Below are 13675 nucleotides of genomic sequence, written 5' to 3'. Positions count from 1 at the left end.
CCAGTTGGTGGAGAGGACATACGTTGGGGGCGGCATATCGGATTTCACCGGGTTATCCGACGGAGAAATCATTGCAATCATCCATGAAGGGAACGCGGATGCCCTTGATTTTCTTATTACAAAGTATCAATCGTTTGTTAGATTGAAAGCGCGCTCATACTTTTTAATTGGGGGAGATCGGGAAGATATCATCCAAGAAGGTATGATTGGACTATACAAAGCAATACGGGATTTTAAAGAAGATCGCTTAAGTTCATTCAAAGCATTTGCTGAACTGTGTATTACTAGGCAAATCATAACGGCTATTAAAACGGCTACCAGGCAGAAACATATCCCGCTTAACACATCGGTATCATTGGACAAGCCTGTTTTTGACGAGGAGTCGGATCGTACGCTGTTGGATGTGATTGCAGGGCCGATTCTTGATGATCCAGAAGGCTTGATGATTCATAAGGAAGACTTCATCCAGATGGAAGAAGAGATGAATAAAGTATTAAGTGGTCTTGAAAAACAAGTGTTGGCACTCTACTTGGATGGGCAGTCCTATCAGGAAATTTCTGATGCACTAAACAGGCAAGTGAAATCTATAGACAACGCACTTCAACGGATAAAGCGTAAGCTGGAACGTTATATGCAAGTCGACGCGGTGCGATAATGAGAGATTTCCCTCGTATTGACAGCATTAAAATTAGATGGTACTCTTTAGCAAGACTATGAGTCATATAGGGTGAGGAAATGTCTAAAAAAGTTGTTTTAAGTTGCGACATATGTGCATCGCGGAATTATTCCGTACCAGGCCAAAACAATAAGTCTGCCGAAAGGTTGTCACTTAAGAAATTTTGTAGCCATTGCAACGAACATACAGTGCATAAGCAGACGGCGTAATACGAACAGTTTGCTGGCAGTATCATATTTGTATTCGGGGGTTTTGGGTGAAATGGGGAAGTTAACCGGTTTTTTTAAAGACGTTGTCTCGGAAATGAGAAAAGTAAGTTGGCCGAAACGTAAAGAATTGACGCGCTATACGATCGTTGTTCTTTCTACAGTTGTTTTTATGGCGGTATACTTTGGACTCATTGACCTTGGCATATCACGGGTAATGGAATGGTATCTTGCGTTATAATAAAACAGTATGAATAAACATCTTGAAAAATATCCCGTCTGACAGTATGTACGGGTTTTTTCAATTGTCTAGATTTTAGGTGCGAGCCGTTCGATTTGCTTCAGGGAAAAGGGTGGAATTCCATCCCTTCTACATGTCGCGTCTAAGCGGGCGCCTTGCGCTTTTTATAATTGTGTAAAAAAAGGAGGGGCGGACGTACAGTCCTTGTTATTATGGATATGGAGAAAAATTGGTACGTTGTTCACACGTATTCAGGTTATGAGAATAAGGTAAAAGCTAACCTGGAAAAACGTGTAGAAACAATGGGTATGCAAGATAAAATTTTCCGCGTTGTCATTCCCGAAGAAGAAGAAACAGACTTCAAAGACGGAAAGAAACGCGTAATGATGAGAAAGACATTCCCAGGATATGTCCTAGTAGAAATTATTATGACAGATGACTCGTGGTACGTTGTTCGTAACACGCCTGGAGTAACGGGCTTTATCGGTTCTTCTGGTGGAGGAGCGAAGCCGACACCACTACTACCTGAGGAAGTTACTTTCATACTCAAACAAATGGGCGTGAAAGAGCGTAAGATTGAAGTTGACTACGTTCTTGGTGAAATGGTTCAAGTATTAGAAGGACCATTTGCGCACTTCCAAGGTAAAGTTGAAGAGATTGACGCAGAAAAAGGAAAAGTTAAAGTAACTGTCGATATGTTTGGCCGAGAAACGAAAATGGAGCTTGACTTTGAGCAAGTTGAAAAATTATAAACCATTGCTACTTGCGTAGATTCCAAAATAGTGGTATCATTTCAAAGGTCAGACTATAAACAAGTAGTTTGAACGGATTATCCAATTCTACCGACGTAAGTCGGCAGGCACATATGAGTGGGAGGGGCAACCCTATTACCACATCACGGACTTAAGGAGGTGTGTCTCGTGGCTAAAAAAGTCATTAAGGTTGTTAAATTGCAAATCCCTGCTGGAAAAGCGAACCCGGCTCCCCCAGTTGGACCGGCGTTAGGTCAAGCAGGTGTGAACATCATGGGATTCTGTAAAGAATTCAATGCGCGTACAGCAGATCAAGCAGGTCTAATTATTCCTGTTGTAATTTCTGTATTCGAAGACCGTTCATTTACATTCATTACAAAAACTCCACCTGCAGCAGTATTGCTAAAGGTTGCAGCTAATCTTCAAAAAGGTTCAGGTGAGCCGAATAAAAAGAAGGTTGCTACAGTAAAACGCGATAAAGTTCGCGAAATCGCAGAAACAAAGATGCAAGATCTAAACGCAGCATCAGTTGAAGCAGCGATGGCAATGGTTGAAGGTACTGCACGCAGCATGGGTATCACGATCGAAGACTGATTTTGATTCTATGACGCACGCGGTGTTTCTTTGTAGTGGGGGTTGCGCTTGTTCTCAAGGACACGCAACCCTTATTCGTGGGAGGTTTAATCCGTTAACACCACAAACGAGGAGGAAATTTTAAATGGCTAAAAGAGGTAAAAAGTTCGTAGAAGCTGCGAAACTTGTAGAACGTATGAAAGCATACGAAGTGAACGAAGCGATTGAGCTTGCGAAAAAAACAAGTACTGTCAATTTTGACGCTACTGTTGAAGTTGCATTCCGCCTAGGAATCGACACTCGTAAAAACGACCAACAAATTCGTGGAGCAGTAGTTCTTCCGAATGGTACTGGTAAAACACAACGTGTTCTAGTTTTCGCTAAAGGTGAAAAACTTAAAGAAGCAGAAGCTGCTGGAGCAGACTATGCTGGGGACACTGAATATATCACTAAAATCCAACAAGGTTGGTTTGATTTCGACGTTATCGTTGCAACTCCTGACATGATGGGTGAAGTAGGTAAAATTGGTCGTGTTCTTGGGCCAAAAGGACTTATGCCGAACCCGAAAACTGGTACTGTAACATTTGACGTAACGAAAGCTATCGAAGAAATCAAAGCAGGTAAAGTTGAATACCGTGCAGACAAAGCGGGAATTATCCACGCGCCAATCGGAAAAGTTTCTTTCGACAATGAAAAACTTGCGGAAAACTTAGCGACTGTGTTTGAAACGGTTCAAAAAGCAAAACCTGCAACAGCAAAAGGAACTTACATGAAGTCTGTCAACGTGACAACTACAATGGGTCCTGCTGTTAAAATTGATCCTTCAAGCGTAGTAATCAAAAACTAATATTGACAAACATATAGTCTTCTGTTAAGATGACTTCTGTTGTGAATATAACCATTTGTACCGTAGACAGTAGGTGCGGCTTGCCGTTTAAAATCCCTACCGAGGACAAGACGCTCTTTTCTTTTAAAGATGACGACTTTTCTGCCCTCGTGTCTACATTATGTGGAGACGAGGGCATTTTCATATCGGTATAAGTGACCCCAAATTTTTTAGGAGGTGTCCAGATGAGCAAAGTATTAGAAGCTAAACAAGCAGTAGTTGGTGAAATTACGGATAAGTTGAAATCAGCAGCGTCCGTTGTTGTTGTTGATTACCGTGGTCTTAACGTTAGCCAAGTTACAGAACTTCGTAAAACGCTTCGCGAAGCAGGTATTGACTTTAAAGTTTACAAAAACTCAATGTCACGCCGTGCTGCTGAAGCTGCAGGACTTGAAGGGTTGAACGAACACCTTACAGGACCTAACGCGATTGCATTCTCTAACGAGGACGTTGTTGCACCAGCTAAAATCCTTAACGATTTTGCTAAGCAAAACGACAAGCTTGAAATTAAAGCTGGTGTTATCGAAGGTGTGGTTGCATCAGAAGCAGACGTTAAAGCGTTGGCGGAACTTCCATCACGCGATGGTCTACTTTCTATGCTTCTCAGCGTGCTTCAAGCTCCAATGCGCAATTTCGCACTTGCGACAAAAGCAGTTGCAGAACAAAAAGAAGAACAAGGCGCTTAATCAAGCAGCCTGAAATACAACTTGCGGGTTAGCCCGACAAGAAAAAACACTTGCGGGTCAAGCCCGACAAAACAACTATTAGGAGGAAAATATAATGACTAACGCACAAATCCTTGAAGCAATCAAAGAAATGACAGTTCTTGAACTAAACGACCTTGTAAAAGCAATCGAAGAAGAATTCGGCGTAACTGCTGCAGCACCTGTTGCAATGATGGGTGGAGCTGGCGGTGCGGACGCTGCTGCTGAACAAACTGAATTCGACGTAGTTCTTGCATCTGCTGGAGATCAAAAAATCAAAGTTATCAAAGCTGTTCGTGAAATCACTGGTCTTGGCTTGAAAGAAGCTAAAGAAGTAGTAGATAACGCTCCTAAAGCAATCAAAGAAGGCGTATCTAAAGAAGAAGCAGAAGAAATGAAAGCGAAACTTGAAGAAGTTGGCGCGTCAATCGAACTTAAATAATTTTGAATACTGAAGGGAAGCTCGTCGAATATGGACGGGCTTTTCTTCGTTTTTTTATCAAGACCCGCAAGAGTTTGATAGGGCTGTCGAAGTAAAGTTTGCGCTTTGCGCTTGTAGGCTGGCTTCTTGTAACTCGATGCACCAACTACCCGAGGGGAGGACTTACATGTCTGAACATTATTACTCGAGAGATCCGAAAGTGAAAAGTGATCCGAAAGAGTGGTCTACGGCATTACGTGGAAAAACACTAAGATTTAAAACAGACGCTGGAGTATTCAGTAAAGGTGAAGTGGACTTTGGTTCGCGACTCCTTGCAGAAACTTTTGTTGTGCCGGAATCAGTAGGGGCTATTTTGGACGTCGGTTGTGGCTATGGTCCAATCGGTTTGTCGATTGCCGCATCTTTTCCGGAACGGAGTATTCACATGATTGATGTGAATGAACGAGCACTCTCCCTTGCCATGTTAAATGCGGAGCAAAATAACATCGCGAATGTGGAAATTTATCCCAGTGATGCGTTATCTGCTGTTACGGCTAAAGGGTTTGCTGCGATTTTAACGAATCCGCCAATCCGTGCAGGAAAAGAGACGGTATTCAACTTCTACGAGGGAGCTTTTTCGAAGCTTGCGCCGGGTGGCGAGTTATGGGTGGTCATCCAAAAGAAACAAGGTGCACCTTCGACGATTGAACGTTTAGAGGCGATGTTCGGTAATGCTGAGACGGTCGTTAAGAAAAAAGGTTATTACATTTTGAAAGCTAAAAAGTCTTGACCTACAGGTATAGATATGGTAATGTTGTAAAATGCATAAATTATTATAATGCGTACGTATGCCCATTTGTATGAAAAATGGAAATGAAAGGTATACTAGCGATGTATAAAAGATTGTCAAACCGAAAATGAGCTCTTACCGGAACTCGTTTTCTTTTTGTTTTTTTCGATATCATACACTATTTTTGTGGTTTCGCAAAGGACTAATATTGTTTTATGAGGGGTGAAAGAGTTGACAGGTCATTTAGTTCAGTATGGTCAACACCGTCAGCGTAGAAGTTTCGCACGGATCAGCGAAGTGCTGGATCTGCCGAATCTGATTGAAATCCAGACGGCATCTTATGAGTGGTTCATGGAAGAAGGACTGCGTGAAATGTTCCGCGATATTTCCCCGATTCAAGACTTCACGGGAAATCTGGCATTGGAATTTATCGATTATCAGTTGGGAGATCCTAAATATCCCGTTGATGAATCAAAAGAGCGTGACGTAACGTTTGCAGCGCCGCTTCGTGTGAAAGTACGCCTGCACAACAAAGAAACAGAAGAAGTAAAAGAGCAAGATGTCTTTATGGGTGATTTCCCACTCATGACGGAAAACGGTACATTTGTAATTAACGGTGCGGAAAGGGTAATTGTATCCCAGCTTGTCCGCTCACCAAGCGTTTATTACAGCGATAAGACTGACAAAAACGGTAAACGTGGTTTTGGCGCAACTGTCATTCCGAACCGTGGTGCTTGGCTTGAGTATGAAACAGATGCAAAAGATGTTGTTCACGTCCGTATTGATCGGACGCGAAAGTTACCAGTCACGGTACTACTTCGTGCGCTAGGATTCTCTTCCGATCAAGAAATCATTGATTTGATTGGTGATAATGAGTATCTACGTAACACGCTTGAAAAAGACAACACTGAAAGCTCTGAAAAAGCGTTACTTGAAATATACGAACGACTCCGCCCAGGAGAGCCGCCAACGCTTGATAGCGCGAAGAACCTATTGTTCTCTCGTTTCTTCGATGCGAAGAGGTACGATCTGGCGAATGTTGGACGTTATAAGATGAACAAGAAACTCCATGCACAAAATCGTTTATTCAATCAAACTGTTGCGGAAACGCTAGTGGACCCTGAAACAGGCGAGATTTTATTGGAGAAAGATCAACTTATTGATCGACGCACATTGGATCGCCTTCTTCCGCACTTGGAAAAAGGAATTGGTTTCGAAGAAATTACCCATGCAAGTGGCGTTCTTGATGAGAAAATCACAATCCAGTCGATTAAGATATACTCACCAAAAAGCGAAGAGAAGCAAGTGATTAATGTTATCTCTAATGCATATGTAGATGACTCTATCAAGAATGTAACGCCGGCAGACATTGTTGCGTCGATTAGTTACTTCTTCAATCTTCTACATGGTGTCGGAAACACAGATGATATCGATCATCTTGGTAATCGTCGTCTTCGCTCGGTCGGAGAACTTCTACAAAATCAGTTCCGTATCGGACTTTCCCGTATGGAGCGTGTCGTAAAAGAGCGTATGTCTATTAATGACACACAATCAATCGTACCGCAGCAACTGATTAATATTCGTCCAGTTATAGCGTCTATTAAAGAGTTCTTCGGTAGCTCTCAGCTATCTCAGTTCATGGATCAGACAAACCCGCTTGCGGAACTGACTCATAAACGTAGGCTATCTGCACTTGGACCCGGTGGGTTAACACGTGAACGTGCTGGAATGGAAGTACGTGACGTTCACTACTCTCACTACGGTCGTATGTGTCCAATTGAAACGCCAGAGGGACCGAATATCGGACTGATTAACTCACTTTCAACATTTGCAAAAGTGAACAAGTTCGGATTCATTGAAACGCCTTACCGAAAAGTTGACCCTATATCAGGAAAAGTGACTGCTCAAATCGATTATTTAACTGCAGACGTGGAAGATAATTATGTAGTGGCACAAGCAAACGCAATCCTTGCAGAAGACGGTTCTTTCGTAAGCGAAGGTGTCGTAGGTCGTTTCCAAGGGGATAACACGGTATTCAAACGTGAACAAATTGACTACATGGACGTTTCTCCAAAACAAGTAGTTTCTGCGGCTACAGCATGTATTCCGTTCCTTGAGAACGATGACTCCAACCGTGCACTTATGGGAGCGAACATGCAACGTCAAGCAGTTCCTTTACTTAATCCGGAAGCTCCATTTGTTGGAACGGGTATGGAACATGTATCAGCGCGTGACTCAGGTGCCGCTGTACTTGCGAAATACGACGGAATTGTAGAGCATGTCGAAGCGAAAGAAATTCGCGTTCGTCGTGTTGAAACAGTGGACGGAAAAGAAGTACAAGGTGATCTTACGATTTATCGTCTTGAAAACTTTATCCGTTCGAACCAAGGAACATGTTATAACCAACGTCCGATTGCCCGTGTAGGTGATCGCGTGAAGCCACTCGATATTTTAGCGGATGGGCCTTCAATGGAGCAAGGAGAGCTTGCGCTTGGTCGCAACGTTCTACTGGCCTTTATGACATGGGATGGATACAACTATGAGGATGCTATCATCATGAGTGAGCGCCTTGTAAAAGATGATGTATTCACTTCGGTTCATATCGAAGAATACGAATCTGAAGCACGTGATACGAAACTAGGACCTGAAGAAATTACGCGTGATATTCCAAACGTTGGTGAAGATGCGCTTCGTAATCTTGACGACCGCGGAATCATTCGTGTAGGGGCTGAAGTTCGTGACGGCGATATCCTAGTTGGTAAAGTGACGCCTAAAGGTGTTACTGAACTAACTGCTGAAGAAAGACTGTTACATGCAATCTTCGGTGAAAAAGCACGTGAAGTCCGTGATACATCTCTACGCGTTCCACATGGTGCGGGTGGGATCGTTCTAGACGTGAAAGTGTTTAACCGTGAAGACGGCGATGAATTGCCACCAGGCGTTAACCAATTAGTTCGTGCTTATATCGTACAGAAACGTAAAATTTCTGTAGGGGATAAAATGGCCGGACGTCATGGTAACAAAGGGGTTATTTCACGTATCTTACCGGAATCGGATATGCCTTACTTACCAGACGGCACGCCAATCGATGTCATGCTTAACCCACTGGGTGTACCATCGCGTATGAATATCGGACAAGTTCTTGAAATGCACCTTGGTATGGCTTCTCGTACTCTTGGTGTTCACATGGCTTCTCCTGTATTTGATGGAGCTAACGAAGATGACGTGTGGGAAACGATGGAAGAGGCTGGAATGGCCCGCGACGGAAAAACAATACTGTATGACGGTCGTTCTGGTGAAGCATTCGACAACCGCGTGACAGTAGGTGTCATGTACTTGATTAAACTGGCGCATATGGTCGACGATAAGCTTCACGCTCGTTCAACGGGACCTTACTCTCTTGTTACGCAACAACCATTGGGTGGTAAAGCTCAATTTGGTGGACAGCGTTTCGGGGAGATGGAAGTGTGGGCACTTGAAGCTTACGGTGCTGCATACACGCTTCAAGAAATCCTAACTGTAAAATCCGATGACGTTGTGGGCCGCGTGAAAACGTATGAAGCAATTGTCAAAGGAGAAAGCGTACCTCAACCAGGTGTTCCGGAATCATTCAAGGTTCTTATTAAGGAACTTCAAAGCCTTGGGTTAGACGTGAAGATGTTGTCACTTGATTTTGAAGAAATCGAGCTACGCGATCTTGATGAGGATGACGATATGCAACCAACTGATGCTCTGAATCTTATAAAAGAAGATCAGCCTGTCTAATTAGCCTTGTGAAGATCTAACAAGTTTTAAAAAGGGGGAATAATGTTCCCCCTTCATGTATTTGATTTAAAAAAAGTGTGCGCTTGCTCGGAAAAGCCAAAGGCAGCGATAAGACTAAAGGGAGGTAGGCTCCTTGATAGATGTAAACAATTTTGAGTATATGAAAATCGGCCTTGCTTCACCAGATAAGATTCGATCATGGTCATATGGTGAAGTTAAAAAGCCAGAAACAATTAACTACCGTACGTTGAAACCTGAGAAAGATGGTCTGTTCTGTGAACGTATTTTCGGACCTACAAAAGATTGGGAATGTCATTGCGGGAAGTATAAACGTGTCCGTTACAAAGGTGTCGTTTGTGACCGTTGTGGAGTAGAAGTAACGCGTCAAAAAGTGCGCCGTGAACGTATGGGGCATATTGAGCTTGCAGCTCCAGTGACACACATTTGGTATTTCAAAGGAATTCCAAGTCGTATGGGACTTATTCTTGATATGACACCACGTGCATTGGAAGAAATCATCTACTTCGCATCCTACGTAGTAGTGGATCCAGCCGATACACCGCTTGAAAGAAAGCAATTGCTTTCTGAACGGGAATATCGTATTTATCGTGAAAAGTATGGTTCTAAATTCCAAGCACTTATGGGTGCTGAGGCAATTGAACGTCTACTAATGGCGATTGATCTCGATAAAGAAATGGAATTCTTGAAAGAAGAATTGAAAACTGTTCAAGGTCAACGCCGTACACGTGCGATTAGACGTCTTGAAGTCGTTGAGTCATTCCGAAATTCGGGCAACAAGCCTGAGTGGATGGTTCTTGAAGTGCTACCGGTAATTCCGCCGGAACTACGACCGATGGTACAGCTTGATGGTGGACGTTTTGCAACTTCTGACTTGAATGATTTATACCGTAGGGTCATTAACCGGAACAACCGGTTGAAACGTTTGCTTGATCTTGGGGCACCTGGCATCATTGTTCAAAACGAGAAGCGGATGCTGCAAGAAGCAGTTGATGCGCTTGTTGATAATGGACGTCGTGGTCGTCCGGTTACAGGACCAGGTAACCGTCCGTTGAAATCTCTTTCTCATATGTTGAAAGGTAAGCAAGGACGTTTCCGTCAAAACTTACTTGGAAAACGTGTTGACTATTCTGGTCGTTCCGTTATCGTCGTAGGACCTAACTTGAAAATGTATCAGTGTGGTCTACCGAAAGAAATGGCGATTGAATTGTTTAAACCGTTTGTGATGAAAGAACTTGTTGAACGAGGACTTGCACACAACATTAAGAGTGCTAAACGTAAAATTGAACGCCTTCATTCGGAAGTATGGGACGTTCTTGAAGATGTTATTAGGGAGCATCCAGTTCTTCTGAACCGAGCACCAACTCTTCACCGTCTTGGTATTCAAGCGTTCGAGCCGATTCTTGTAGAAGGGCGAGCAATCACATTGCATCCACTCGTTTGTACAGCATATAACGCTGACTTCGATGGTGACCAAATGGCTGTTCACGTTCCATTATCTGCAGAAGCGCAAGCGGAAGCACGTCTTCTTATGCTAGCGGCACAAAACATCTTGAACCCGAAAGATGGGAAACCAGTCGTTACGCCGTCTCAAGATATGGTATTGGGTAACTATTACCTTACATTGGAACGCAAAGACGCGACTGGCGAAGGAACTATCTTCCACAATGCTGATGAAGCACTTATCGCATACCATAATGGTCATGTGCATCTTCATTCGCGGATTGCTATTCAGGCAGGTTCATTGAATAATCCTACGTTCACTGAAGAACAAAACAGAAAACTCCTTTTGACGACAGTTGGTAAGGTTGTTTTCAATGAAATTCTTCCAGAGTCGTTCCCGTATATTAATGAGCCGACAAATTCCAATTTGGAAGTTGAAACGCCTGACAAGTATTTTGTTTCAGGTACTGTAGATGTGAAAAAACATATTGCAGAAATGGAACTTGTGGAACCGTTCAAGAAAAAAATACTGGGGAATATCATCGCGGAAATCTTCAAACGTTTCCATATTACAGAGACGTCAAGAATGCTTGACCGCATGAAAAACCTTGGATTTAAATATTCAACACGTGCAGGAATTACAATCGGTATCTCGGATATCGTTGTATTACCTAACAAAGATCAGATTTTGCAAGAAGCACAAGATAAAGTGGATAAAGTGATGCAACAGTTCCGTCGTGGTCTCATCACAGAAGAAGAGCGATATGATCGTGTTATTTCTTACTGGAGTCATGCGAAAGATGTTATCCAAGCTAAACTGATGGATTCTCTTGATCACTCGAATCCGATTTATATGATGAGTGACTCTGGTGCACGGGGTAACGCGTCCAACTTCACGCAACTTGCGGGTATGCGTGGTCTGATGGCCAACCCGGCTGGTCGTATTATTGAACTTCCAATCAAATCCTCATTCCGTGAAGGGCTGACAGTACTCGAATACTTCATCTCAACACACGGTGCGCGTAAAGGACTAGCGGATACAGCCCTTAAGACGGCTGACTCAGGTTACTTAACACGCCGACTTGTAGACGTTGCGCAGGATGTTATCGTTCGCGAAGATGACTGTGGAACGGACCGTGGCTTGGAAATTTCTGCATTGATGGAAGGTACAGAATTGATCGAAGGACTGGACGAACGTATTGAAGGTCGTCACACGAAGAAAACGATCTATCATCCTGAAACCGGCGCAGTGATTCTTGGAAAAGATGAAATGATCACGGCGGATGCGGCTCGTGCAATCCTAGACGCAGGACTTGAAAAAATCACTATCCGTTCAGCGTTCACATGTAATACGAAACACGGTGTTTGTAAGAAATGTTACGGCATTAACTTGGCAACAGGTGAAAAAGTCGAAGTCGGTGAAGCGGTTGGTATTATCGCTGCACAGTCTATTGGTGAGCCAGGTACACAGCTTACAATGCGTACGTTCCATACAGGTGGAGTTGCAGGGGACGATATTACACAAGGTCTTCCGCGTATCCAAGAAATTTTCGAATCGCGTAATCCGAAAGGGCAAGCGGTTATCTCGGAAATTAAAGGGAACATCATTGAAATCGATGAAATCCGTGAGGGTCAGAAAGAAATTACAATTCAAGGTGAAGTTGAAACGCGCAAATACCTTGCGCCTTACAATGCTCGCTTGAAAGTTCAAGTTGGCGATACCATTGACCGAGGCGAAGTTTTAACAGAAGGTTCTATCGATCCGAAAGAACTGATTGTTGTAAAAGACGTTGCTACTGTTCAAAATTATCTCTTGAAAGAAGTTCAAAAAGTATACCGTATGCAAGGTGTTGAGATCGGTGACAAACACGTTGAAGTAATGGTTCGCCAAATGCTTCGAAAAGTGCGTGTTATCGAAGCAGGTGACACGGATCTATTGCCAGGTTCACTTCTCGATATCCATCAATTTGCAGACGCGAATGCAGTAGTGCTTAAAGCTGGGAAAGTTCCAGCAACATGTCGCCCTGTTATTCTCGGTATTACAAAAGCTTCACTTGAAACAGAATCCTTCTTGTCAGCGGCTTCGTTCCAAGAAACAACACGTGTCTTGACGGATGCAGCTATCAAAGGGAAAACTGATGAACTACTTGGTTTGAAAGAAAATGTTATTATCGGGAAACTTGTACCAGCTGGAACGGGAATGCAACGTTACCGTCACATCGTTATGGAACAAGGTGGAGAGAAAAACGCAGCTAAGAAAGTTACGGCTGAATAATTTAATTCCAAAAATGAGGGGGTGAATCCCCTCATTTTATCCTTTATCTGTTGACAATTTTCCTGGCAGATGATAATATACAAAAGGTTGATAGTTGAATGTCTGTACTTTGGAGGATATGGAAATGTCTTATGAAAAAGTCGAGCGGGCAAAGAAGACAATCATCGGTACAAAGCAGACAGTGAAAGCGATCCGTGCAGGGATAGTGACTGCAGTCATTATCGCGCAGGATGCAGAAGAACGGGTTGTCGCTCCGGTAATGGAGGAAGCCACGCTTCATGGTATCCAAGTGACACATGTCGATTCTAAAGAAAGACTCGGAAATGCATGTGGAATTCAAGTCGGTGCAGCCGTGGTTGCGATTACTGGATAATGGTTTTTGTGTTATAAAAGCACAAAGACTTTGTTTTTACCCCAAAAATGAACCACCTGGATGTGTGGTCTTAAAAAAAGAAGTATGGAAGGAGGAAAAACCGATGCCTACAATTAATCAATTAGTTCGTAAACCGCGTAAACCTAACTCGGAAAGTTCTAAAGCACCAGCACTCGGGAAAAGCTATAACAGCTTCAAAAAATCGATGACAAACGTGAACTCACCACAAAAACGGGGTGTATGTACACGTGTCGGAACGATGACACCGAAAAAACCTAACTCCGCTTTACGTAAATACGCACGTGTTCGCTTGACTAACTCAATGGAAGTTAACGCGTACATTCCTGGTGAAGGCCACAACCTTCAAGAGCACAGTGTAGTTCTTATTCGTGGAGGACGCGTAAAAGACTTACCGGGTGTTCGTTATCACGTCGTTCGTGGTGCACTTGATACTGCTGGAGTTACTGGTCGTATGCAAAGCCGTTCTAAATACGGAGCTAAAAGACCTAAAGTTAAAAAATCTTAATTTAAAAAATAAATCTAAAATAGTCT

General features: G+C 43.1%; 13 protein-coding genes and 1 other annotated feature. All 13 genes read left to right on the top strand.

Going from position 1 to position 13675, the window contains the following annotated elements:
• Positions 1-34: 34 nt before the first annotated feature.
• The 13 genes from sigH to rpsL all read left to right on the top strand — a co-directional run bounded on the left by sigH (position 35) and on the right by rpsL (position 13649).
• Positions 35-655 carry an RNA polymerase sporulation sigma factor SigH gene (gene sigH / locus ACIQ0H_RS12565; RefSeq protein ID WP_403415723.1) on the top strand — a complete coding sequence of 207 codons (621 nt, stop codon included), beginning with the start codon at positions 35-37 and terminating at the stop codon, positions 653-655.
• Between the two features lie 80 nt (positions 656-735).
• Complete coding sequence (gene rpmG / locus ACIQ0H_RS12560) at positions 736-885, top strand: 50S ribosomal protein L33 (protein ID WP_403415065.1); 150 nt, start codon at positions 736-738, stop codon at positions 883-885.
• A 52-nt stretch (positions 886-937) separates the two neighbouring features.
• Complete coding sequence (secE, locus tag ACIQ0H_RS12555; RefSeq protein ID WP_403415062.1) at positions 938-1123, top strand: preprotein translocase subunit SecE; 186 nt, start codon at positions 938-940, stop codon at positions 1121-1123.
• A 218-nt stretch (positions 1124-1341) separates the two neighbouring features.
• A complete protein-coding gene (nusG, locus tag ACIQ0H_RS12550) occupies positions 1342-1875 on the top strand; it encodes a transcription termination/antitermination protein NusG (protein ID WP_403415060.1) in 534 nt (177 codons plus the stop codon).
• A gap of 168 nt (positions 1876-2043) precedes the next feature.
• Positions 2044-2469 carry a 50S ribosomal protein L11 gene (gene rplK / locus ACIQ0H_RS12545; RefSeq protein WP_203247863.1) on the top strand — a complete coding sequence of 142 codons (426 nt, stop codon included), beginning with the start codon at positions 2044-2046 and terminating at the stop codon, positions 2467-2469.
• Positions 2470-2593: 124 nt separating this feature from the next.
• Positions 2594-3295: a 50S ribosomal protein L1 gene (gene rplA, locus ACIQ0H_RS12540; protein ID WP_403415057.1), complete on the top strand. Its 702-nt coding sequence runs from the start codon at positions 2594-2596 to the stop codon at positions 3293-3295.
• 42 nt (positions 3296-3337) lie between these two features.
• Positions 3338-3487 (top strand) — a sequence feature (ribosomal protein L10 leader region).
• A 32-nt stretch (positions 3488-3519) separates the two neighbouring features.
• Positions 3520-4020: a 50S ribosomal protein L10 gene (gene rplJ / locus ACIQ0H_RS12535; protein ID WP_403415055.1), complete on the top strand. Its 501-nt coding sequence runs from the start codon at positions 3520-3522 to the stop codon at positions 4018-4020.
• Positions 4021-4114: 94 nt separating this feature from the next.
• Complete coding sequence (rplL, locus tag ACIQ0H_RS12530; RefSeq protein ID WP_403415053.1) at positions 4115-4480, top strand: 50S ribosomal protein L7/L12; 366 nt, start codon at positions 4115-4117, stop codon at positions 4478-4480.
• Positions 4481-4646: 166 nt separating this feature from the next.
• Positions 4647-5249, top strand: a complete 603-nt coding sequence (locus ACIQ0H_RS12525) for a class I SAM-dependent methyltransferase (RefSeq protein WP_403415050.1) — start codon at positions 4647-4649, stop codon at positions 5247-5249.
• Positions 5250-5471: 222 nt separating this feature from the next.
• Positions 5472-9014 carry a DNA-directed RNA polymerase subunit beta gene (gene rpoB, locus ACIQ0H_RS12520; RefSeq protein ID WP_403415048.1) on the top strand — a complete coding sequence of 1181 codons (3543 nt, stop codon included), beginning with the start codon at positions 5472-5474 and terminating at the stop codon, positions 9012-9014.
• Between the two features lie 133 nt (positions 9015-9147).
• Entirely contained in the window at positions 9148-12750 is a 3603-nt protein-coding gene (gene rpoC, locus ACIQ0H_RS12515; RefSeq protein WP_403415046.1) for a DNA-directed RNA polymerase subunit beta', read from the top strand.
• Between the two features lie 124 nt (positions 12751-12874).
• On the top strand, positions 12875-13123 hold the full coding sequence (locus ACIQ0H_RS12510) for a ribosomal L7Ae/L30e/S12e/Gadd45 family protein (protein ID WP_403415044.1): 249 nt from the start codon (positions 12875-12877) through the stop codon (positions 13121-13123).
• A gap of 103 nt (positions 13124-13226) precedes the next feature.
• Complete coding sequence (gene rpsL, locus ACIQ0H_RS12505) at positions 13227-13649, top strand: 30S ribosomal protein S12 (RefSeq protein ID WP_403415042.1); 423 nt, start codon at positions 13227-13229, stop codon at positions 13647-13649.
• Positions 13650-13675 lie beyond the last annotated feature (26 nt).

It is taken from the genome of Sporosarcina sp. NPDC096371 (assembly GCF_044762865.1).
Lineage (GTDB): Bacteria > Bacillota > Bacilli > Bacillales_A > Planococcaceae > Sporosarcina.
This window is presented reverse-complemented; position numbering and strand designations above follow the sequence as displayed.